We start from the raw sequence: 22440 nt of genomic DNA on the forward strand, positions 1-22440 counted from the left end.
TATATATTCATACGAATTGCATGACGGCCGGCGACGATTCGCCCGCTCGTCCGGGCGAGCCCGTCATACCGCCGGACGCCATGCAAGTGACGCCCATGATGGGTATGGAGACTCGTCCGACCGCCCCGGCGCCTCGCCGGCCGGTCGAGACGTCAATAGAAAGACATTCAATTCGGAGATGGCAGATGGAACGAAGCACTGTCGGCATGCGCTGCAAACCCCTGATCACCGTTGCACTGGCTGCCGCCGCATTCGCGGCCGCGTCGACGGCAATGGCCGACCAGGTCGTGAAGATCGGCAGCGTCGAACCGACGACGGGCGGCATCTCGCACCTCGGCAAGGACAACGAGAACGGTGCACGCCTCGCGGTCGAGGAAATCAACGCCAAGGGCCTGACGATCGGCGGCAAGAAGATCACGCTGCAGCTCGACGCGCAGGATGACGCGGCCGACCCGCGGCAGGCCACGCAGGTTGCGCAGAAGCTCGTCGACGACAAGGTCGTCGCCGTCATCGGCCACCTGAACTCGGGTACGTCGATCCCGGCGTCGAAGATCTACAGCGACGCGGGCATCGTGCAGATCTCGCCGTCGGCCACCAACCCGACCTACACGCAGCAAGGCTTCAAGACGACCTACCGCGTCGTCGCGACCGATGCGCAGCAGGGCCCCGCGCTCGCGAGCTACGCGCAGGCGAAGGGGGTGAAGAGCGTCGCGGTGATCGACGATTCGACCGCGTACGGCCAGGGCCTCGCGAACGAGTTCGAGAAGAAGGCGAAGGCGCTCGGCCTGAAGGTGCTGTCGCACGACGCGACCAACGACAAGGCGGTCGACTTCCGCGCGATCCTGACGAAGGTCAAGGGCGAGAATCCCGACGCGATCATGTACGGCGGCATGGACGCGACCGGCGGCCCGCTCGCGAAGCAGGCGAAGCAACTCGGCCTGCGCGCGAAGATCCTGTCCGGCGACGGCGTATGCACCGACTCGCTGGCCGAACTGGCCGGCCCGGCGGCCGACAACGTGCTGTGCTCGCAGGCCGGCGCGGCGCTCGAGAAGATGCCGGGCGGCGCGGACTTCCTCGCGAAGTACCAGAAGCGCTTCAACCAGGGCATCAAGTTCGATGCGCCGTTCGCGTACGACGCGGTCTACATCGCGGTCGATGCGATGAAGCGCGCGAACTCGACCGACCCCGCCAAGATCCTCGCCGCGATGCCGTCGACGAAGTACAACGGCGTGATCGGCACGACGACGTTCGACGCGAAGGGCGACCTGACGCACGGGATCATCTCGATCTACGGCTACAAGAGCGGCAAGAAGACCTTCCTCGATCAGGTGAAGATGTAACCCGCCGCGGCGCCGGCACGACGGGAACGCCACCCGTCGGCGCCGGGCGGGTCGAATGCCGATTCACGGAGACGAAGCATCATGTGTGCAATGGCGTATGCCGAATTCCAACAGGAGCTGAAGAAAGCGCAGTTGACGGCGCGCGAGTTCGCCCGCCTGATCCGGATGAACGAAAGTTCGATCACGAACTATTCGAGCAAGGGCACCGTCCCGTCCCACCTCGCGGTCATCGCGAAACTGATCGGCACGCTGGCCGCGCACGAGATCGATTTCCGGCGCGTGATCCGGCAGATGCGGATCGAGCCGAAACGCCCGCGCGGCGGCGGCGTGTTTCCCGCGGCGGAAAAGCCGCGCGCGCGGAAGGCCGCGAAAGCCGACGCCTGAACCGCGGCATGCGTCGCATGCGGCAACGCAGAGGGCCGCTCGATGCATCGATCGATGCCCCCTTGCGCGCCGCGCAAACCGCGCCGCCCGATCGTTACCCCGCCGCCCGCACGTGATCGAGCAGCGCCTGCAACGGATGGCGCACCTGCTTCGACGACAAGCGCTTCACCTGGCTGCGACATGAATACCCGGTCGCCAGCGCCTCGCCTTCGTCCGCGGGCCCGTCGACGCGCGCCGCCCACGACTGCGCATAGATCGTCCTCGACGTCGCGAGATTGCGCGCCTCGTGCCCGTACGTGCCCGACATCCCGCAGCATCCGGTCGACTCGACCTTCAATCGCAAACCGCGCCGCGCGAATACCTGCATCCATTGCTTGCCGCTGTCGGGCGCATTGGTCTTCTCGGTACAGTGCGGCAGCAACCGGTACGAACCGGTCACGCCGCTCGCGCCGGCTTCCGGCAGTGCCTGCAGCAGCCACTCCTGCGGCAGCGCAACTTTCGGTACCTCGGCGAGCCCCGTCACCTTCAGGTATTCCTGCCGATACGTGAGCGTCATCGCCGGATCGAGGCCGACCAGCGATACGCCCGAACGCGCCAGCGCGGCCAGTTGCGTCGCATTGCGGATCGCGGCCTTCTCGAACGCGTGCAGAAAGCCCTGCACGTGCAGCGCCTTGCCGTTCGGTGCAAGCGGCGCGAGCCAGACCTGAAAGCCCGTACGCGCCGCCAGCTCGATCAGCGTCGCCAGCTGCTCGGTATCGAAATAGCGCGTGAACGTGTCCTGCACGATGACGACGCTGCGAACGCGCTGCGCGTCGCTCAGCGCGGCAAGCGCGCGCGGGTCGGCCGGCTTCACGCTCCATTGCCGGATCACGGCCGCGAGATCGAAGCGGCTCAGCAGCGGGCTGTCGACCATGCCGACCTGCCGTTCGAGCAGCGTGCGTACCCATCCCGCACGCATCAGCCCGTTGTACAGCGCCGGCACGCGCGCCATCCACGGCATCGTGACTTCGAGCGAGCCGATCAGGTAGTCGCGCAGCGGCCGCAGGTAGCGCTGGTGATACAGCTCGAGAAAGCGCGAACGGAACTCGGGCACGTTGACCTTCACGGGGCACTGCCCCGCGCACGACTTGCACGCGAGGCATCCGGCCATCGCGTCGTACACCTCGTGCGAGAAATCGGCGTCGCCGCCGCGCGCCGCGCGACTGTTGCGCCAGCGGGCGGCCAGGCCGCGCAGGAACGGCTGCCGCGCACGCGCCGCCGCGACGACGTCGATGCCGGCCTGTCCTTGCAGGCGCAACCATTCGCGCATCAGCGACGCGCGCCCCTTCGGCGACTGCACGCGTTCGCGCGTCGCCTTCCACGACGGGCACATCGCGTCGTCCGGATCGAAGTTGTAGCACGCGCCGTTGCCGTTGCAGTGCATCGCGGTGCCGTAGGCCTGCCACACGCGCTCGTCGATCTGCCGGTCGTGGTCGCCGCGCGTCGGCACTTCGTCGATCTTCAGCAGCCGCATCGTATTGTCCGGCGGCGTCGCGATCTTGCCCGGGTTGAACTGGTTGTGCGGATCGAACGCGGCCTTCAGTTGCTGCAGCGACGGATACAGCTCGCCGAAAAACGCCGGCGCGTACTCGGAGCGCACGCCCTTGCCGTGCTCGCCCCACAGCAGGCCGCCATGACGCTGCGTGAGTTCGGCCACTGCGTCCGACACGGGCCGCACCAGCGCGGCCTGCTTCGGGTCCTTCATGTCGAGCGCCGGCCGTACATGCAGCACGCCCGCGTCGACGTGACCGAACATCCCGTACTGCAGCCCGTGGCCGTCGAGCAGCGCGCGGAATTCGGCAATGTACGCGGCGAGGTTCTCGGGCGGCACCGCGGTGTCCTCGACGAACGGCTGCGGACGCGCCTCGCCCTGCACGTTGCCGAGCAAGCCGACCGCGCGCTTGCGCATCGCATACACGCGCTTCACCGCATCGTCGCCGGCCGCGAGCGTATGGCCGAGGCGCTCCACGCTCGTATCGGTGCGCAGATGCTCGACGAACGCACGCACGCGCGCATCGACGTCGTCCGCATCGTCGCCGCTGAATTCGACCAGGTTGATGCCAAGTGTCGGCCGCCGGTCGTCCTGCGGGAAATACTCGGCCACGCTGCTCCACACGAAATCCTTCATCGCGAGCATCAGTACCGTCGAGTCGACGGTCTCGATCGACAACGGCCGGTGCCCGAGCAGCGCGCGCGTCACGCAACGCATCCATGAAGCCCGCATAGCGCACGTTGACCAGCACCGAATACTTCGGGATCGGCAACACGTTGAGCTGCGCCTCGACGACGAAGCCGAGCGAACCCTCCGCGCCGCACAGCACGCTGTTCAGGTTGAAGCGGCCGTCGGGTTCGCGCAGGTGCGCGAGGTCGTAGCCGGTCAGGCAGCGGTTGAGCTTCGGAAGCTTCGCGTCGATCAGCGCGGCCTGGTCGTCGCTGATGCGGCGCGCGGTGCGATAGACCTTGCCGATGCGGTCCTGCCGCGCGCAACGGCGCGCCAGCTCGTCGTCGTCGAGCGCATCGCTGTGCAGCCGCTCGCCGCCCATCAGCACGAAATCGAGTGCGAGCACGTGATCGCGCGTCTTGCCGTACGTGCAGCTGCCCTGCCCGCTCGCGTCGGTATTGATCATCCCGCCGACGGTCGCGCGGTTCGACGTCGACAGCTCCGGCGCGAAAAACAGTCCGTGCGGCTTCAGCGCCGCATTGAGCTGATCCTTGACGACGCCCGCCTGCACGCGCACCCAGCGCTGCTCGACGTCGATTTCGAGGATCCGGTTCATGTTGCGCGACAGGTCGACGACGACGCCGTCGGTCAGCGACTGCCCGTTGGTGCCCGCGCCGCCGCCGCGCGCGGCCACCGCGACGTCGCGGTGCGCGGGTTCGGCCAGCAGCCGCGCCAGCAGCCGGACGTCGTCCGCATGCGCGGGGCAGATCACCGCCTGCGGCAGACGCTGGTAGATCGAGTTGTCGGTGGCCTGCACCGTCCGGTTCGCGTGGTCCGCGTGAATCTCCCCGGCGAATCCCGCCGCTTGCAGCGCGGCGAGGAAATCGCGGTAAACGTTCGCGGGCGGGCTGGCGGGACGGGGCAACGGGGCGATCGACATGGGTAAAAACGCAGTGTGGGTGGAGCCGGCCGGCTCGCGCGCACCGAAACATGATTTTTTAGCAAGTTTCCGCGCGACCGGGAATTCCAGTATCTTTGGATATTCCGCGAGAAACAAACGAATTCTTGCCCGGCGAATATTGCATAAAACTCATGAATTACCGTCGCCTGACCCCGTCGATGTCATTGCTGCTCGTGTTCGAGGCCGCCGCGCGGCATGAAAGCTACACGCGCGCGGCCGAGGAGCTGTCGCTGAGCCAGAGCGCGATCAGCCGGCAGGTCCAGACGCTCGAGGACCAGCTCGGCGTGCCGCTGTTCCGGCGCGAAGGCCGCTCGGTGAAGCTAACCGAAGTCGGCCGCCGCTATTTCGCCGAACTGAGCGGCGCGCTCGGGCGCATCCGCGGCGCGACGCTGCAGGCGATGTCGCACCAGGCGGGCGCCGGCACGCTGCGGCTCGCCACCTTGCCGACGTTCGGCTCGAAATGGCTGCTGCCGCACCTGCACGACTTCTACGCCGCGCATCCGGGCGTGACCGTGCACCTTCATTCACGGATCGGCACGATCGATTTCCTCAACGACGACCTCGACGCGGCCATCACCGTCGGCGCGGGCGACTGGCCCGGCCTGCACGCGCACCGGTTGTACAACGAGTTCCTGATCGCGATCGCGCCGCCCGAGGCGGGCCGCGGCCGCAAGGCCGACGCGCGCACGCCGGCATGGGCCGCGAAGCAGACGCTGCTGGGCGTGACGAGCAACCAGCAGGCATGGGCCGAATGGTTCTCGCACTATCGGCTCGACCATCGCCAGATGCGTATCGGCCCGAGCTTCGAGCTGACGTCCCACCTCATCCAGGCCGTGCGCGCCGGGATGGGGATCGGGCTGGTGCCGAAGGTACTGGTGGAGGATGAATTGAGCCGCGGCGAACTCGTGTCGATCGGCGACGCGATCACGAGCCAGCGCAGCTACTACCTCGTCTATCCGCCCGGCAACGAGACGCTGCCGTCGCTCGCCGCGTTCCGTGAATGGCTGCTGGCGTCGTGCTGACGCGCGCCGGCCGCCGGCCGGTCAGGTGCGCCATTCGCCGAGAATCTGCTCGGCCAGGTAATCGCACGGCGGGCGCGCCGACTGCGCGCTGCGCGCGAGCACGACCTCGATCTCGCCCAGCGGCGGCAGCCCGTGGCTTTCCGAAAGCTGCACGAGGTGATCCGGAATGCAGCAGCGCGCCAGCGGCGCGACCGCGAGCCCGGCCTCCACCATGCTCAGTATCCCGAGGTGGCTCGGGCTTTCGTACGACATCCGGTACGGGATCTTCCGCCGGTTCAGCGCCTTGACCGCGTGATCGCGCGCCATGCTGCCGCCGTGCGTGAAAAACGCCACCGGCAGCGGCCGCTCCTTCCACACGTCGCGTTTCGGCGACCCGACCCAGACGAGCGGCTCCATCCGGATCAGCTCGCCGGTCACGCCCTTGATCCGCGTGAGACACGCGAGGTCGACCGTGTTGTCCTTGAGCATCGGCACGAGCGCGCTGCTCGGCTGGCCGATCACGCGCACTTCGACGCGCGGATGCATCGCGGCGAATTTGCCGAGCACCTGCGGCAGCAGCGACGAAATGTAGTCGTCCGGCACGCCGATCGTCACGCGGCCGCGGATCTCCGGGCGCACCACCGACGCCCATGCCTCGTCGCGCAGCGCGAGCATCCGGCGGCCGTAGTCGGCGAGCATCGTGCCGTCGTCGGTGGCCGTCACGTTGCGCGTGTCGCGGATGAACAGCGGCTTGCCGAGCGCGTCTTCCAGCGCCTTGATCTGCATGCTCACCGCCGACGGCGACCGGTGCACGGCCTGCGCGCCCTGCGCGAACGAGCCGGTGTCGGCGACGGCCACCACCATCGCGAGTACGTCGAGGTCGAGCTTTTTCATGTCGATTCAGGAAATCTGATCAATCGATTCAGTTTATCCCGTTTTACTGCTCTCCTCCACGGCCGGACAATGAATCCCGTCAGCACTCACTCGATGCAGGAAGCGGAAAAATGCACACGTCCGGATCGCTCTACGGATTTCTCGCCATCGGCGGCATGCTCGCGGTCACGCCCGGGCCGAACATGGTCTACGTGATGTCGCGCTCGATCGCGCAAGGCCGCACGGCCGGACTCATTTCGCTGGCCGGCGTGATGATCGGCTACCTGTTCTACATGTTCGGCGCGGCATTCGGCATCACGACGCTGTTCATGAGCGTGCCCTATGCGGGCAGCGTGCTGGGCGCGGTCGGGGCGGTCTACCTGCTGTATCTGGCATGGCAGGCGGTGCGGCCCGGCGGCCGCTCGCCGTTCGAGGTGCAGGCGTTGCCGAACGAGCAGCCGATGCGCCTGCTCGCGATGGGTGCGACGACGAGCGTGCTGAACCCGAAACTCGCGATGCTGTTCGTGTCGCTGCTGCCGCAGTTCATCGACTACCGGCAGGGCAGCGTGTTCGGCCAGTCGCTGTTTCTCGGCTCGCTGCTGATCGCCGCGTTCGCGTCGGCCAACGGGCTGGTGGCGATCTGCTCGAGCGGCATCGCGAAATTCCTGCGCGGGCGCCCGACGCTGCTGCTCGCGCAGCGCTGGGCGATGGGGCTCGTGCTTGGCGGCCTCGGCGTGCAGATGGTCCGGGAAGCATCGAAGCTGGCGGGCGTGGCGTGACGGCGGCGCGCGGGTAACGACATCCGCCTGCCGACGCGCGCGTGATGCCGTACAGCACGCACCGGCGCGCGTTGCGTCACTTCGCCGGCAGGTCGGCCGCCAGTTCGCGCAAGCGTGGGGGAAACCGGACGCGCAGCGAACGGCAGCTTCCGTTCGCTGTCGCGCGACGGCACATGTGCCACGAGCCGCGCCGCGACGCGGTGTGCGACCTCGATCGCTTCCGCATCGGAACCGATGAATCGATCGACGGATCCCCCAGGCATCCGTCGCCCCCTGTTTCGCTATACGAAGCGTCAGATCGGAACGGCCCGCGACAGCCGTCGCAGGCAACCTGCCTCGATCGGCCGGCGCGTCACGCCGCGATCGCCTGCCGCTGCGCCTCGAGTTCGCGCACGAGCGGCAGCACCTTCTTGCCGAAGTACTCGACTTCCTCGATGAAATGCAGGAACCCGGCCAGCACCAGATCGACGCCGATCGCCTTCAGCGCGACAATGCGCTCCGCGATCTGCCGCGGCGTGCCGATCAGGTTCGTGCGGAAGCCGTCGTTGTACTGCACGAGATCCTCGAACGTCGATTTCGCCCAGTTGCCCTCGCCTTCCGGCGACGCCTTGCCCGCCTGCTTCACCGCGTCGCCGAACGCATTGACCGCCTCGACGTGCGCGTGCGCAATGATGTCGTCGAGCACGGCCTTCGCCTCTTCCTCGGTGTCGCGCGCGATCACGAACGCGTTCACGCCGATCCGTACGCGATGGTTGTTCGCGGCCGCCTTGGCACGAATATCGTCGATCTGCGCCTTGAGGTTCTCCGGCGTGTTGCCGTTGGTGAAATACCAGTCCGACACGCTCGCCGCGTTGTCGCGCGCCGCCCGCGAGCTGCCGCCCTGGAAGATTTCCGGGTGCGGCTTCTGCACCGGCTTCGGGCTCAGCGTGTAATCGTTGAAGCGGTAGAAGTCGCCCTTGAACGTGAAGTTGTCCTGGGTCCAGATGCCCTTGAGCGCCTGGATGAATTCCTTCGAGCGCCGATAGCGTTCGTCGTGCTCAAGCCACGGCTCGCCGATCGCGGTGAATTCGCCCTTGAACCAACCGCTCACGACGTTGATCGCGATGCGCCCGTTCGAAATGTGGTCGATCGTCGCGAGCTGCTTCGCGACCACCGCCGGATGCCACGGCCCCGGCAGGATCGCGGCGAGCACCTTGAGCTTCGTCGTCGCATGCAGCAGCGCCTGGCTGAACGACACCGACTCGTGCTGGTATTCGGCGCCGTAGCCGGCCGTGAAGCGGATCTGGCTCAGCGCGTAGTCGAAGCCGGCCGCCTCGGCCGTGCGTGCGAGCTGCTGGTTGTATTCAAGGCTCCAGTCGGTACGCTGCTCGATCGTGCTGACGACGAGGCCGCCGCTGACGTTCGGCACCCAGTACGCGAATTTGACGCCGTCGGCGGAAGGGTCGTGAAGGCTCATGGAGGTGTCCTGGTCGAAGGGGAAACGGAAGCGGCCTACGCGGCCGCGGCGGAGAATGCGTGCGCACGCAACTGCGGTACCGCGCGATCCACGGCGAGCGCGATGCGCTCGCGCAGCGCCGGGTTCGCGATCCGGTACGCGTCGAAATCGCTTTCGGACGCGGACACGCCGACCGGCAGCGTGCGCGTCTGAAAGAAGCTGAACAACGGCCGCAGTTGATGGTCGATCACGAGCGCATGACGTTCGCTGCCGCCGGTGGCCGCGAGCAGCACGGGCACGTCGACGAGCGCGTCATGGCGCACGAGGTCGAACAGGTGCTTGAACAGGCCCGTATACGACGCGCGATAGACCGGGCTCGCGACGACGAGCGCATCGGCCGTCTCGATCGCGCGGATCAGCGCCTCGAGATCGGCCGGCACCTGCGCGCGCGTCAGCGCACCGGCCAGCCGGCTGCCGATCTCGCCGAGTTCGATCAGTCGCGGCTCGATCGGCAGCGCGGCGCCGAGTGCCGCGACGATCTCGTTGGTCAGCGCCAGCGTACGCGACGGTCGTTGCAGGCTGCCCGATATCGCGACCACGTTGAGGGTGTTGCTCATGCGATGCGTTTCCGTTGTCGAGCCGCGTGTCGATGCGGCGATACCGCTTCGGATCAGCAAGGAGCGTGCCATTCGGGCGGCCGGGTCGCGTCGCGATCGTCTGCATCGCGAAGTTTCGTGCGTTCGTCCGCCTGGCACGGGATTCGCACAAATGCGCGAGCGCGGCAAGCGTTCCGCCGCGCGTATCACATCGATATTCCACGACGTGATGAACCGGGCGAAGCGACCGTGCTGGCGAACTGCTGCCCAGGAAGCAGCGCGGCGCGCGATGGCATCGAATTCGACGCCCTGACGTCGGGGCAACCCCGCTCGCCCGCACCATTGCAGGTTTCTCAGCAATCGCGCTTTGGTTATCAGAAATCGATGCTTTTCGCGCGCGGCGAAACATTGAACACTCTGCTGACCACGCAGCAGCCGGACCCCGGCGCTTGTCGGCACGGGTCCGTCTCGCCCGGCCATCCAACGGTTCATCGCCATGACTTCCATTTCCGCTTCGTCGCGCCCGCTCAACCTTCGTGTCGTCGTCCCGTCCCGCGACGCATCCGACACGCGCGATCCGGCCGGCCTGCCCGCTGCGGCACGCACCGCCTCCGTCCTGACGTTGCCCGGACGCCCGGCACAGGTCCGCGCGCGGACGCAGGTGTTTGCCGATCCACGCTCGCTCGCGCTGCTCGAGGAGGTGCACCGTGTCGCACCGAGCGACGCGAACGTGCTGATCGTCGGCGAGACGGGCACCGGCAAGGAACTGATCGCGCGTCACGTGCACGATCTCGGCAATCGCCGCGACGGGCCGTTTGTCGCGGTGAATTGCGGCGCCTTCTCCGAAACGCTCGTCGACAGCGAACTGTTCGGCCATGAGAAAGGCGCATTTACGGGCGCCGTCGGCGCCAAGCCCGGCTGGTTCGAAGCCGCGCACGGCGGCACGCTGTTTCTCGACGAGATCGGCGACCTGCCGCTGTCGATGCAGGTCAAGCTGCTGCGCGTGCTGCAGGAGCGCGAGGTCGTGCGGCTCGGCTCGCGCACGGGCATTCCGGTCGACGTGCGCGTGGTCGCGGCGACCAACGTCGATCTGCAGCAGGCGGTGGCGGCCGGGCATTTCCGCGGCGACCTGTACTACCGGCTCAACGTCGTGCAGCTTGCGGTGCCGCCGCTGCGCGAGCGTCCGGGCGACATCCTGCCGCTCGCGCGTCACTTCTTCGACGACTACCGCGCGCGCCTCGGTGCCGGACCGCGCGGTTTCGACCCGCGCGCCGAGCGCCGGCTCGTATCGCATCACTGGCCCGGCAATATCCGCGAACTGGAGAACGCGATCCATCACGCGCTGCTCGTGTGCCGCCACGATGTGCTGCACGACACCGACCTGCACCTTGCGTCGCCGTGCGTGCCACCGGCCGCCGTGCCTGCGCCGGAACCGTCCACCCATGCTCAGGCTGCGTTCGAGCACGCGTTGCGCGACCTGCTCGACGACGGACACGGCAACCTGTTCGAGCATATCGAGGACACCGTGATGCGCGTCGCGTTCGACTTCAGCCACCGCAACCAGATCCGGGCCGCGCAACTGCTCGGCATCAGCCGCAACGTGCTGCGCGCGCGGCTGATCCGTGCGAAGGAAATTGCGGCGCTGAAATAATCTCGCCCAACGGCGCGATCGCGCCGCAATCCGTGCATTGACGTCCGAACCTGATGTATCGTGGCGCGACGCTCGTGCTTCGTTGCCGCTCGCGCATCCGGTCATCCGTCATGCGACCGGCTGCCCCCGGCGACCGGGCACCCGCACGATTCTCCGCAATACGAAGCCGACCGACGCCCATGCAGGCCCGGCCGCGCCCCCGTTCACCCGTCCGGAATCCGTCGCCATGAAAAAGCTTGTGAATCGTCCGTCCGATGTCGTGCGAGAAATGCTGGAAGGCATCGCGCGGCAGTCGCCGCATCTCGCGATCCTCGGCGACGAGCACGTGCTCGTCCGCCAGCCGCTGCCCGAACCGTCTCGACGCCCCGTCGCGATCCTGTCCGGCGGCGGCAGCGGCCACGAGCCCGCGCACGGCGGCTACGTCGGCGAAGGGATGCTGAGCGCGGCCGTGTGCGGCGAAGTGTTCACGTCGCCGTCCACCGACGCCGTGCTTGCCGCGATCCGCGCGAGCGCCGGCCCCAACGGCGCGCTGCTGATCGTGAAGAACTACACCGGCGACCGGCTCAATTTCGGGCTCGCCGCCGAGCTTGCGCGCGCGGAAGGCATTCCGGTCGAGACGGTCGTCGTCGCCGACGACGTATCGCTGCGCGGCCGTGTCGACCGTGGCCAGCGGCGCGGGATCGCCGGCACCGTGCTGATCCACAAGCTCGCCGGCGCGGCCGCCGCGCGCGGGCTGACGCTTGCCCGTGTTGCAGCCATCGCGCGCGACGCGGCGGCCGAGCTCGGCACGATGGGCGTCGCGTTCGACGGCTGCACGATCCCGGGCGCCGACAAATCGGGCTTCAGCCTCGGCGATCAGGAGATCGAGCTCGGCCTCGGCATTCACGGCGAGAAAGGCGTCGAACGTCGCGCGCCGCTGCCGGCCGACGCGCTGGTCGACACGCTGCTGTCGAGCATCGCCGCCGATCTCGTGCTCGACCGCGGCGAACGCGTCGCGCTGTTCGTCAACGGTCTCGGCGCGACGCCGGACATGGAACTCGCGATCGTGCTGCGTGCCGCGTACGACAATCTGACCCGGCGCGGCATCGTCGTCGCGCGCGCGTGGGCCGGCACATTCCTGTCCGCGCTGAACATGCCCGGCTGCTCGATCTCGGTGCTGCGGCTGAACGACGAACGCGCATCGCTGCTCGACGCACCGACGCAGGCGCGCGCCTGGCCGGGCGGCGGCGCCGTGAATGCACGGATCCGCGTAGCCGCGGCCGCGTCGCCGGACGCACCACTGCCGCCGCTCGACGCGGCCGGCCGCGCCTGGGCCGCGCGCCTGCAGCCGGCGCTGCACGCGGTCGCGCAGACGCTGATCGATCACGAGCAGACGCTGACGGACCTCGACGCGGCGGCCGGCGACGGCGACCTCGGTGCGAGCATGCTGCGCGCCGCGCACGCGATCCTCGCGTTGCCCGATACCGCGTACGCCACGCCGGCCGGCGCACTCGCGGCGCTCGGCGCGGCGTTGCGCCGCGCGATCGCCGGCAGTTCCGGGCCGTTCTATGCAACCGCGCTGCTGCGCGCATCGCGCCGGCTGGCCGACCTTGCCGAACCCTCGGCGCGCGACTGGGCGGCGGCATTCCGCGCGGCAGTGGATTCAATCAGCGAACTGGGGGGCGCGCATGCCGGCGACCGGACGATGCTCGATGCACTGGTGCCGGCCGTCGAGGCATTCAGCCGCGCGCTCGACAGCGATCGCGACAACGCAAGTGCATGGACGGCGGCCGTGGAAGCGGCCGTGGAAGGCGCGGAAGCCACCGCGCACATGACGCCGCGCGCAGGGCGGGCGAGCTATCTCGGCGAGCGCGCGATCGGCACGCCGGATGGCGGCGCGGTAGCCGTGTCGTACTGGTTGCGCGCGTTGCAGCCTCACGTGCGCTGAACGGCAACGCGCGGGATGCGGGTGGGCGGCCGCGCCGCCCGCCTCTCAGCCTGCGTTCATCCGCCCGGGCGACAGCATCGCGCCGACGCGCAACACTGTGGTGAACATCGCGGCGAGACGACGCTGCACGCCGGCGGCGAGCAGCGTGATGGCCGCGCGGCCCATCGGCGGACGGACGGGCGCGGGGGAAGATGTCATCGCAAACATGACAACGTCAATCACGACATCGCGTCGCGGTGAACGGCAGAAACGCCGCGCTCAAACACCTTCGACCAGCACGGCACGATAGCGCGCGCCCTTGAACCGGTGCTGCACGACGGCCTGGTATTCGGGGCCGTGATACCACGCATGTGCGGCCTCCTTCGACGGAAACTCGACGATCACCACGCCTTCCGGTCCTTCGCCTTCCAGCGTTTCCTGAGCGCCGTAAGCCGCGAGCACCTTCACCGGATGACCAGCGAGCGTCGCGCCAACCTTGCTCGCGTAGGTATCGAGTTCGTGCTGATCCTGCGTGCTTTCCCGTGTAAAAACGATGTAAGTTGCCAAGATGCGTGCCCCTTTGTCCGGTGGATGGAAATCGCGCGCGTATCGCTGCTTTCCGACGATCGCGCCGCCCCCGGCCGCGTGCAGTGCGAACGGGTGTGCGGATTATAGGCGGTCGCGGCGCAAGCCGCCGCGACGCTGAAAAAACCGATCCCCACATCGTCCGATCACATCGGGCATCGCAAATTGGCGGGATGACTTGCCCGGCGTGCGACGTGTCGACACCGCTGTTCGGCGGTACCGTTCCGATCGCCAACGACCGGTTGATCGGCGAGACCGGCAACGCGCTGATTCCCGCGTATCACATGCTGGCCGCTGCGCAACCGGGCTGATCCGCGCGCCGGCGGCGCCCGGCTTTCCATCAACGGCATCCATTGCATCGCCCGCCGTCCGGCGACGGACAGCGGGCGACGCAGGTCGGGCGGCTGAAGCCGCGGCGGGATTGTTGTCGCCCGGACAACACGATGTGCACACGTGCGGCGCTGTTGGCGTGTATCGGCCGTCACTACAATCGCTGACACGCTCGACCGGAATCCGGGCGAACCGAAGCGCGCGACCTTCACGATCGCGCTCGCGAACCGCGCCGCGCCGCGCGGCTCAATCCATTCGACGAACAGGACTACTGAACATGAACGCACCACTCCGCAACGTCCAGCCGGTTATCGACCGCCTGGGAAAAGAAGGTTCGGGCGAGCTCGTTCCCTCCCGCTACGCCGTGCGCATCGGCGATGTCGATGTCGTGCTGATCAGCGACGGCGTGCTGCCGCTGCCGACTTCCACCATGTCCACCAACGTGAGCGAGGCGGAGCGCAACGCCTGGTTCGACGGGCGTTTCCTGCAACGCGACCGATTCGACTGGGCGCTCAACATCGCGCTCGTGCGCAGCGCCGATCGTCTGATCCTGATCGATTCGGGCGTGGGTGACGGCTTCGAATACTTTACGCGCGCCGGGCGATCGGTGATGCGTCTGGAATCGGCCGGTATCGACCTGGCCGCGATCACCGACATCGTGATAACGCACATGCACATGGATCACGTCGGCGGGCTGAACACCGACGGCGTCAAGGCCCGGCTGCGCCCCGACGTACGCATTCACGTATCGGCCGCCGAAATGGCGTTCTGGAAGAATCCGGACTTCAGCAAGACGGTGATGCCGGAAACCGTACCGCCCGCACTGCGCAAGGCGGCGGCCAGGTTCGTGACGCTCTACGGCGAAAACATCGTGACGTTCGATCGGACCGTGGAAGTCGCAGCCGGCGTGACGGCGCGCGTGACGGGCGGACATACGCCCGGGCACTGCGTGGTCGACGTCGCGTCGAACGGGGAAAAGCTGACGTTCGCGGGCGACGCGATCTTCGAAGTCAACTTCGACCATCCCGACTGGCAAAACGGCTTCGAGCACGATCCCGAAGCGGCTGTCGACGTGCGCATCGCATTGTTCAACGAAGCCGCCGACACCGGTGCGCTGCTGGCCGCCGCACATGTCGCGTTCCCTTCCATCGGCCATGTTGCGAGGGACGGCAGCGGCTTCCGCTTCGTTCCCATCGTGTGGGACTACTGATCGAGGATCGGCGGCCGGTGCGTGCTGCGGCAACGCATCGGCGGTCCTCCCGAACGGCACCACCATAAAAAAGCGCCGCCGCATTTCATGCGGCGGCATCACGTCACGCGCCAAAGCGCATCACGACCGCCCGAACCTCACGCGAGCGCCGACATGTTCCGCTCCGCGACCTCGTCCGCCGCCTCCTTCACGATACCGACGCTCTCGTCGGCTTCCGCACGCGTCACGAGCCGCTTGTCTCTCGACTCGATGCCGGGCACCGCGCCGATCGCGTCGCGCCAGCCCGCCGATACCTCGGTCTTTCCCGTCTCGATGTCTCCGTCGTGACATCCGCCTCGTCGCTCGGCAAGACACCCTGAAAATATTGTCCCGGTGGAATCGCGCACGTCAGCAGGGCGCTGCGGGTCGAGTCGATGCGGACGGTCAGGCCACCGGCGCGCACGGCATGTGCCGTGTCTTCGAGGTCCCCGGCACATCGGTCGGAATCGCGTCGCAACGCAGTTGCGGCGGGACCGTCGCGAGCGTGAGACCGCGACCGGGAACCGCGTTCGTCGTGGGTTGTGGAAACGAAATCGGGTCGCGCCGTTCGCGCGGCGCGTCAAGCCAGCGTCGCCGTCGCCTGCATCGTCAGCCAGCCATCGCGATCCTTCGCCCACAGCTCGATCGTACTGCCGTCGTCCGACGGCTTGCCGCACAGCGTGAACGGCTCCCCGTCGAAGGTCGGGCGCACCGCGCGAAACGCAAAGCTCGCGAGCACCGCGTCCGGCCGTTCGCGATGCACGAGATCGACGAGCAGCGTCGCGATCAGCGGGCCGTGCACGACGAGCCCCGGATAGCCTTCTTCCTGCGTCACGTAGCTGCGGTCGTAGTGGATACGGTGACCATTGAAGGTCAGCGCCGAATAGCGGAACAGCATCACGGCGTCGGCCGTGACGGTGCGCGCCCACGTTTCACCCGTGGGCGCCGCGACCGGCTTCTGCGCCGGCGCGCCCGGCTGCTGCGCGTCTCGATAGACGATGTCGTGCTCTTCCTCGATACACGGCACCCCATCGGATTCGATGCGGTGCTGCACCGTCACGAACACGAGCCGGCCGCTGCGGCCCGTCTTGTCCTCGATGTTCGCGATCGTCGATTCGCGCGTCGCGCGCCGCCCCGCGCGCAGCGGCGCGTGAAACGTCAGCCGGCCGCCGGCCCACATGCGGCGCGGCAGCGGCACGGGCGGCAGGAAGCCGCCGCGCTTCGGGTGGCCGTCGGGGCCGACTTCGGCCAGCGGCGCGATGGGCAGGAAATAGAGCCAGTGCCACATCGGCGGGACGACGTCGCCGGGCGACGGGCGGTCGAGCGTGGCGGCCAGCGCGTTGAGCGGGAACGCGGTGATGTCGTCGCCAAGCGTTTCGGTCTTGCCGAGCCACGCGTCGAGTGACGCGGGTGCGGCGGGCTGCGAGGATGAGTTCGACACTGATGGAGTCTCCGGTGCGTTGGCCAGGGCCCAAATATGCGCGCCGCACGGCGTTTCGCGAAGTCGGCATTCCCGAACCCGGGCTTCGAATTTGCTCGACCCCTGCGGCCCTGCCGGTCCTGCGCGACGATTTTCGTCTGACCATTCGATACATTCGACAATATAGCCGCCTCGCGTGCCGCGTGCGATTCCTGGCGCGGACCTTACAGCTTGACCACCGCCGGCACGCTGCCTAAATTGGTTCTGACGGACCGGCCGCGCGACGAGCGACATGTCATCCGGGTGACAAGAAAACGATAGTTTGCTATCGAATGTTTTTACCCTATCATCTCGGCCATGACCAATCTGCACGACCTCCGCCTCGCCGTCAGCAGCCTGCTCGTGCTGTCCGCGCGCAAGTGGCGCCGCACCAGTGACGGTGTGCTGAACACGTACAACGTGTCCGAGGCCTGCGCGACGCCGCTCCTGATCGCCGGCCGGCTCGGCGAAGGTGTACGGCAGGGCACGCTCGCCGAACACGTCGGGATCGAAGGGCCGTCGCTCGTGCGCCTGCTCGACCAGCTGTGCGCGGCCGGCCTTGCGCGCCGCGACGAGGATCCGCACGATCGTCGCGCGAAAACGATCTCGCTGACGGCCGCCGGCCGCGCCGTCACCGCGAGGATGGAAGAAGACCTGCGCACGCTGCGCGCTCAGGTGCTCAAGGGCGTGACGCGCACCGATCTCGAAACGACGCTGCGCGTGCTCGAAGCGTTCAACGCGTCCGAGTCGCACCCGCCCGCCTCGCGTATCTCCCCCGCCGACGACACCGCGTCATGACCTATCCGAGCCTCCGCGACTGGCTGTTCTCGGGCAAGACGTTCGCCGCGTCGATGCTGGCGCTGTACCTCGGCCTGTATTTCCAGCTGCCGCGCCCGTACTGGGCGATGGCGAGCGTCTACATCGTGTCGAACCCGTTCGTCGGCGCGACGCGCTCGAAGGCGCTGTACCGCGCGCTCGGCACCGCGCTCGGCGCAGCCGCCGCGATCTTCTTCGTGCCGCCATTCGTCGAGACGCCGCTCCTGTTCAGCATCATCGTCGCGACCTGGTGCGGCACGCTGCTCTATCTCGCGATCTCCGACCGCACCGCGCGCAGCTACGTGTTCATGCTCGCCGGCTATACGATGCCGCTGATCGCGCTGCCGACCGTGACCGACCCGTCCACCGTGTTCGACGTCGCGATCGCGCGAACCGAGGAAATCGTGCTCGGCATCGTCTGCGCGAGCGTGGTCGGCAGCACCGTGTTTCCGAACCGGCTCGCGCCGACGCTGATCGAACGCACCGACGCGTGGTTCAAGGACGCCGCGTTCTACGGTCGCGAGACTCTGTCCGGGCAAATCGCCGGCAAGGCGTTGTCGGCATGCCGCCAACGGCTCGCCGCGACGATCACCGGCCTCGAATTCCTGCTGAGCCAGCTGAGTTACGACCATGCGCACCCGCGCATCCTTGCCCGCGCGCAGGCGCTCGCGGGCCGCATGCAGTTGTTCCTGCCGCTGATGTCATCGCTCGCCGATCCCTTGATCGCGCTGATGCGCGACCTGCACGTGCGCCCGCCCGCTCTCGATGCGCTGCTGGCCGATGCCGCGAAATGGTTCGACGCACCGCTGCCGTCCGTGAAGGCCGACGGCGACATGGCCCACGACGCGGTCGCGGACAACCTGCGCGAGCGCATCGCCGCGCTGCAGCCCGCCGACAGCGCCCTGGCGAGCTGGGAGGGCGCACTGCTGTCGAACGCGCTGTGGCGGCTGCGCCAGGTCGTCGACATCTGGCAGGACTGCCGTTCGCTGCGTGCGCTGATCGCGAACGAATCGGGTGTGTGGCAGCCGCGCTACCGGCACTGGCGGCTCGGCGGCACCGAACGCTTCTTCGATCGCGGGATGATGCTGTTCTCGACGCTGACCGTCGTGTTCGCGATCGTGTTCGCGTGCTGGCTGTGGATCTCGTCCGGCTGGCACGACGGTGCGGCGGCCGTCACGCTCGTGGCCGTGTCGTGCAGCTTCTTCGCCGCGCTCGACGAGCCGGCGCCGCTGGTGTTCAAGTTCTTCCTGTCGACCGCCGCGAGCGTCGTGTTCGCGGGCCTGTACCTGTTCGTCGTGCTGCCGCACGTGCACGATTTCGCGATGCTCGTGCTGATGTTCGCGGGCCCGTTCATCCTGATCGGCACGCTGCTGCCGCGCCCGCAGTTCAACATGGTGACGATGCTCGTCGCCGTGAACACGGCGACCTTCATCAGCATCCAGAGCGCGTACGAAGCCGATTTCTTCGTGTTCCTGAACAGCAACCTCGCGGGTGTCGCCGGGCTGCTGTTCGCGTACGTGTGGACGCGGGCGACGCGGCCGTTCGGCGCGGAGCTCGCGGTGCGGCGCCTGTTGCGCTCGGGCTGGGAAGACGTCGCGCGCTCCGCGTCGACGCAGCCGCTCGACGACCAGCGCAACCACGCATCGCGGATGCTCGACCGCGTCACGCAGCTGCTGCCGCGCCTGGGCGCATCCGACGATCACCGCCACCCGTCGATCGAGAGCTTCCGCGACCTGCGCATCGCACTGAACGCGCTCGACCTGCGCCGCTCGCGCCGTCGCCTGTCGGGCGACGTACCCGACGCGATCGATCGCGTCCTCGCCGGCGTCACCGATCACTACGCGCGCTGCGCGGCCGCGAACGCGCGCCAGCCGGCACCGCCCGCGCTGCTCGCGACGATCGACGACGCACTGCACCGCGTGGGCAGCGGCGGCCTGCCGGGTGCCGCGCCGGCCGAGGGCGGCACCGCGCCTGCCGCCCCTGCCACGCACCGCCGGCTGCGCGACACGCTGCACGCGCTCGTCGGGCTGCGTCTGTCGCTCTATCCGGCCGCTGCCGGCCAGGCGCCTCGGGCCTCGGACGGAGCACGCGCATGATCCGGCTTTCCAACCCGTCCTTCCGACCGCGACCATGATCGGCGAAATCGACATCTTCGGCGTATTCGTGCCGGCCCCGCTCGTGCTGATGCTGATCGCCTACCTGATCAACATCGTCGTGCGCGCCGTGCTCGAGCGCGTCGGCTTCTACCGCCTCGTCTGGCACCGTTCGATCTTCGACCTCGGCATCTACGTGTTCGTGCTTGCCGCCGTCGTCATCGCTTCCCACCATCTCGTGGCTTCCTAACGTGAAAAAAACCTGGCTCTCGGCAGGGCAAATCCTGCTCACCCTGATCGTCGTCGTCGTGGCCGGCCTCGTGCTGTGGCGGATCATCAACTACTACATGTTCTCGCCGTGGACACGCGACGGGCACGTGCGCGCCGACGTGATCCAGGTCGCGCCGGACGTGGCGGGCCTCATCACGTCGGTGCAGGTCGCCGACAACCAGGAGGTCAAGCGCGGCCAGGTGCTGTTCGTGATCGACCAGGCGCGCTACACGCTCGCGGAACGGCTCGCCGAAGCGACGCTCGCGCAGCGCCGCGCGACACTGGCCCAGGCGAAGCGCGAATACGCGCGCAACCTGCAGCTCGGCAACCTGGTCGCGAGCGAGCAGGTCGAGGAAAGCCGCACGCGCGTCGAACAAGGCGAAGCCAGCGTCGCCGACGCACAGGTATCGCTCGACACCGCGAAGCTGAACCTGCAGCGCACGACGATCGTGAGTCCCGTGGACGGCTACCTGAACGACCGCGCGCCGCGTGTCGGCGAATACGTGCCGGCCGGCCGCGCGGTCCTGTCGGTCGTGGACCGCCATTCGTTCCGTGTCGACGGCTACTTCGAGGAAACCAAGCTGCGCGGCATCCATATCGGCCAGCCGGTCGACATCATCGTGATGGGCGAGCAGCATGCGCTGCGCGGCCACGTGCAAAGCATCGTCGCCGCGATCGAGGATCGCGACCGCACGCAGGGCGCGAACCTGCTGCCGAACGTGAACCCGGCGTTCAGCTGGGTGCGGCTCGCACAGCGCGTGCCGGTGCGCGTCGTACTCGACGAAGTGCCCGACGATTTCCGGATGATCGCCGGCCGTACCGCGACCGTGTCGATGCGCGACGCCGACACGCGCCGAAACGACAACACAAAACCGGCTGCCGGTGCCGGCTCGGCCCCGGCACCGGTCACCGCGGCGTCCGGGGCGTCCGGGGCCGCCGCCAGCGCGGCGGGAGCATCGCAATGAACCGGCACGGTCTGCGCGTCGCGGCCGCACTCGCGCCGCTTGCGCTCGCACTCGGCGCATGCAAATCCGTCGGCCCCGATTACACGCTGCCGCAGCAGGCGTACGTGAATGCGCCGCTCGCGAACCATGCGCTCGACGACGCGAACGGAACGCTCGTGTCGCGCGACGCGGTGCCCGGCAACTGGTGGCAGCTGTACGACGATCCCGTGCTCGACGCACTGGTGCGCGATGCGCTGAAGTCGAACACCGACCTGCGCGTCGCCGCGGCCAACCTCGCGCGGTCGCGCGCGGCGCTGGAAGTCGCGAGCCAGCAGGGCGGCTTCTCGGGCGGCGCCGAAGCCGCGGTGCAGCGCGCGCAGGAATCGGCCGAGCAATACCTGCTCGAGAACAAGCTGCCGGTCGTCAACGAAGGCGCGGTCGGCATCAACGTGTCGTACGAGATCGACCTGTTCGGCAAGCTGCGGCGCGGCGTCGAAGCCGCACGCGCGGACAGCGAGGCCGTCAAGGCGGCCGGCGACCTGGCGCGCATCACCGTCGTCGCCGACGTCGTGCGCGCGTACGTCGAATCGTGCTCAGCCGGCGACGAGCTGGCGATCGCGAGGCAGTCGCTCGCGCTGCAGAAGCAGCGCGTCGCGCTGTCGCAGCGGCTGCGCGATGCCGGGCGCGGCAACCAAACCGACGTGACGCGCGGCGTGACGCAGGTGCGCACGCTCGCGGCCGACATCCCGCGCTTCGAAGGGCGCCGCAAGGTCGCGCAATACCAGCTCGCCGCACTGCTCGCGCGCGCGCCGGCCGACCTGCCGAAGGCCGTCGTCGAATGCGAACGGCTGCCGAAGCTGCGTCAGCCGATTCCGATCGGCGACGGTGCCGCGCTGCTGCGCCGCCGCCCCGACGTACGCGAAGCCGAGCGGCAGCTCGCCGCCGCGACCGCGCGGATCGGCGTCGCGACCGCGGCGCTGTATCCGTCGATCAGCATCGGTGCGTCGGCCGGCTCGGTCGGCGTCGCCGCCGACCTGTTCTCGTCCACCACGAATCGCTGGTCGTTCGGCCCGCTGATCAGCTGGTCGTTCCCCGTCAACGGCCAGCGCGCCCGCGTGCGCGAAGCCGAGGCGTCGACGGGCGGCGCGCTCGCGCATTTCGACGGCGTCGTGCTGAACGCGCTGCGCGAAACACAGTCGAGCCTCGCGACCTATGCGGCCGACGTGCAACGTACGGACGCCTTGCGCACCGCGTACGAATCGGCCCGCAATTCCGCCGACGAAACCCATCGTCTCTATGCGGCCGGCCGCGAGTCGTTCATCTCCGATCTCGACGCGACGCGCACGCTGACGAGCGTGAAGGCGCAGGTTGCGGCGGCCGAAGGCCAGGTCGCGGCCGATCAGGTGCGGCTCTTCCTCGCGCTGGGCGGCGGGTGGGACGGCGACGGTACGGCGGCCGCGCGCGGCAGCGCCGCCGCCGCCGCGCGTGCCGCCGCAACGATCAAGGACGGCGAGTCGCCACGGTAGCGTCATCGCCTTCAATACATCACACCGGTGCGGCAAAACGCACAGCGGTGGCGGGTTTTACTG

Annotated in this window: 19 protein-coding genes and 1 pseudogene; 12 read left to right on the plus strand and 8 right to left on the minus strand. The window is 68.3% G+C overall.

Annotated elements, in window-relative coordinates; genetic code table 11:
- Nucleotides 1-185 precede the first annotated feature (185 nt).
- Together HWX00_RS14065 and HWX00_RS14070 are read left to right on the plus strand one after the other, a co-directional pair.
- Complete coding sequence (locus tag HWX00_RS14065; RefSeq protein ID WP_034192003.1) at nucleotides 186-1340, plus strand: branched-chain amino acid ABC transporter substrate-binding protein; 1155 nt, start codon at nucleotides 186-188, stop codon at nucleotides 1338-1340.
- Between the two features lie 81 nt (nucleotides 1341-1421).
- The gene (locus tag HWX00_RS14070; RefSeq protein ID WP_059562243.1) at nucleotides 1422-1724 is read left to right on the plus strand and encodes a hypothetical protein; all 303 of its coding nucleotides are present in this window, start codon (nucleotides 1422-1424) and stop codon (nucleotides 1722-1724) included.
- A 94-nt stretch (nucleotides 1725-1818) separates the two neighbouring features.
- On the opposite strand, the pseudogene ydiJ reads toward HWX00_RS14070, so the two are convergent.
- A pseudogene (gene ydiJ, locus HWX00_RS14075) lies at nucleotides 1819-4864 on the minus strand (D-2-hydroxyglutarate dehydrogenase YdiJ).
- 152 nt (nucleotides 4865-5016) lie between these two features.
- Here ydiJ and HWX00_RS14080 point away from each other — a divergent pair.
- A complete protein-coding gene (locus HWX00_RS14080) occupies nucleotides 5017-5907 on the plus strand; it encodes a LysR substrate-binding domain-containing protein (RefSeq protein WP_034192006.1) in 891 nt (296 codons plus the stop codon).
- Nucleotides 5908-5928: 21 nt separating this feature from the next.
- Here the strand turns inward: HWX00_RS14080 and HWX00_RS14085 are convergent, their stop codons facing one another.
- Entirely contained in the window at nucleotides 5929-6780 is an 852-nt protein-coding gene (locus tag HWX00_RS14085) for a LysR substrate-binding domain-containing protein (protein WP_034192007.1), read from the minus strand.
- Nucleotides 6781-6890: 110 nt separating this feature from the next.
- Here HWX00_RS14085 and HWX00_RS14090 point away from each other — a divergent pair, with 110 nt between their 5' ends.
- The gene (locus HWX00_RS14090) at nucleotides 6891-7538 is read left to right on the plus strand and encodes a LysE family translocator (RefSeq protein ID WP_034192008.1); all 648 of its coding nucleotides are present in this window, start codon (nucleotides 6891-6893) and stop codon (nucleotides 7536-7538) included.
- Between the two features lie 352 nt (nucleotides 7539-7890).
- On the opposite strand, the gene sfnG is transcribed toward HWX00_RS14090, so the two are convergent.
- Nucleotides 7891-8994, minus strand: coding sequence for a dimethylsulfone monooxygenase SfnG (gene sfnG, locus HWX00_RS14095; RefSeq protein ID WP_175026886.1), 1104 nt, complete (start codon nucleotides 8992-8994; stop codon nucleotides 7891-7893).
- Between the two features lie 35 nt (nucleotides 8995-9029).
- The gene (msuE, locus tag HWX00_RS14100; RefSeq protein WP_124610105.1) at nucleotides 9030-9590 is read right to left on the minus strand and encodes an FMN reductase; all 561 of its coding nucleotides are present in this window, start codon (nucleotides 9588-9590) and stop codon (nucleotides 9030-9032) included.
- A gap of 475 nt (nucleotides 9591-10065) precedes the next feature.
- Between msuE and HWX00_RS14105 the strand changes: the two genes are divergently transcribed.
- Both HWX00_RS14105 and dhaL read left to right on the plus strand, forming a co-directional pair.
- A complete protein-coding gene (locus HWX00_RS14105; RefSeq protein ID WP_124610106.1) occupies nucleotides 10066-11220 on the plus strand; it encodes a sigma-54 interaction domain-containing protein in 1155 nt (384 codons plus the stop codon).
- 226 nt (nucleotides 11221-11446) lie between these two features.
- The gene (gene dhaL, locus HWX00_RS14110) at nucleotides 11447-13147 is read left to right on the plus strand and encodes a dihydroxyacetone kinase subunit DhaL (protein ID WP_124610107.1); all 1701 of its coding nucleotides are present in this window, start codon (nucleotides 11447-11449) and stop codon (nucleotides 13145-13147) included.
- A 45-nt stretch (nucleotides 13148-13192) separates the two neighbouring features.
- Here dhaL and HWX00_RS14115 read toward each other — a convergent pair whose 3' ends face one another.
- Together HWX00_RS14115 and HWX00_RS14120 are read right to left on the minus strand one after the other, a co-directional pair.
- Nucleotides 13193-13345: a hypothetical protein gene (locus HWX00_RS14115; RefSeq protein ID WP_175026887.1), complete on the minus strand. Its 153-nt coding sequence runs from the start codon at nucleotides 13343-13345 to the stop codon at nucleotides 13193-13195.
- 60 nt (nucleotides 13346-13405) lie between these two features.
- On the minus strand, nucleotides 13406-13693 hold the full coding sequence (locus HWX00_RS14120) for a DUF1330 domain-containing protein (protein ID WP_034191737.1): 288 nt from the start codon (nucleotides 13691-13693) through the stop codon (nucleotides 13406-13408).
- A 625-nt stretch (nucleotides 13694-14318) separates the two neighbouring features.
- Between HWX00_RS14120 and HWX00_RS14125 the strand changes: the two genes are divergently transcribed.
- On the plus strand, nucleotides 14319-15251 hold the full coding sequence (locus tag HWX00_RS14125) for an MBL fold metallo-hydrolase (RefSeq protein WP_124610122.1): 933 nt from the start codon (nucleotides 14319-14321) through the stop codon (nucleotides 15249-15251).
- A gap of 137 nt (nucleotides 15252-15388) precedes the next feature.
- Here the strand turns inward: HWX00_RS14125 and HWX00_RS14130 are convergent, their stop codons facing one another.
- Nucleotides 15389-15637 (minus strand): hypothetical protein, encoded by a 249-nt coding sequence (locus tag HWX00_RS14130; protein WP_124610108.1) that lies wholly within the window; start codon nucleotides 15635-15637, stop codon nucleotides 15389-15391.
- A 212-nt stretch (nucleotides 15638-15849) separates the two neighbouring features.
- Nucleotides 15850-16710, minus strand: a complete 861-nt coding sequence (locus HWX00_RS14135; protein WP_069245778.1) for an HTD2 family dehydratase — start codon at nucleotides 16708-16710, stop codon at nucleotides 15850-15852.
- Nucleotides 16711-17046: 336 nt separating this feature from the next.
- On the opposite strand from HWX00_RS14135, the gene HWX00_RS14140 reads away from it, so the two are divergent.
- From HWX00_RS14140 to HWX00_RS14160, 5 genes are read left to right on the plus strand one after another with little or no spacing between them, the layout of a single operon-like run.
- On the plus strand, nucleotides 17047-17526 hold the full coding sequence (locus HWX00_RS14140) for a MarR family winged helix-turn-helix transcriptional regulator (RefSeq protein WP_124610109.1): 480 nt from the start codon (nucleotides 17047-17049) through the stop codon (nucleotides 17524-17526).
- A complete protein-coding gene (locus HWX00_RS14145) occupies nucleotides 17523-19640 on the plus strand; it encodes an FUSC family protein (protein WP_124610110.1) in 2118 nt (705 codons plus the stop codon). Before HWX00_RS14140 ends, HWX00_RS14145 begins: the two co-directional genes overlap by 4 nt.
- Before the next feature lie 34 nt (nucleotides 19641-19674).
- Nucleotides 19675-19887 (plus strand): DUF1656 domain-containing protein, encoded by a 213-nt coding sequence (locus HWX00_RS14150; RefSeq protein ID WP_034191733.1) that lies wholly within the window; start codon nucleotides 19675-19677, stop codon nucleotides 19885-19887.
- A gap of 1 nt (nucleotide 19888) precedes the next feature.
- Nucleotides 19889-20872 carry an efflux RND transporter periplasmic adaptor subunit gene (locus HWX00_RS14155; RefSeq protein WP_175026888.1) on the plus strand — a complete coding sequence of 328 codons (984 nt, stop codon included), beginning with the start codon at nucleotides 19889-19891 and terminating at the stop codon, nucleotides 20870-20872.
- Entirely contained in the window at nucleotides 20869-22377 is a 1509-nt protein-coding gene (locus HWX00_RS14160) for an efflux transporter outer membrane subunit (RefSeq protein ID WP_124610112.1), read from the plus strand. Before HWX00_RS14155 ends, HWX00_RS14160 begins: the two co-directional genes overlap by 4 nt.
- The last annotated feature ends 63 nt before the right edge of the window (nucleotides 22378-22440 follow it).

The organism is Burkholderia seminalis DSM 23518 (assembly GCF_902832885.1).
GTDB classification, from domain to species: Bacteria; Pseudomonadota; Gammaproteobacteria; order Burkholderiales; family Burkholderiaceae; genus Burkholderia; species Burkholderia seminalis.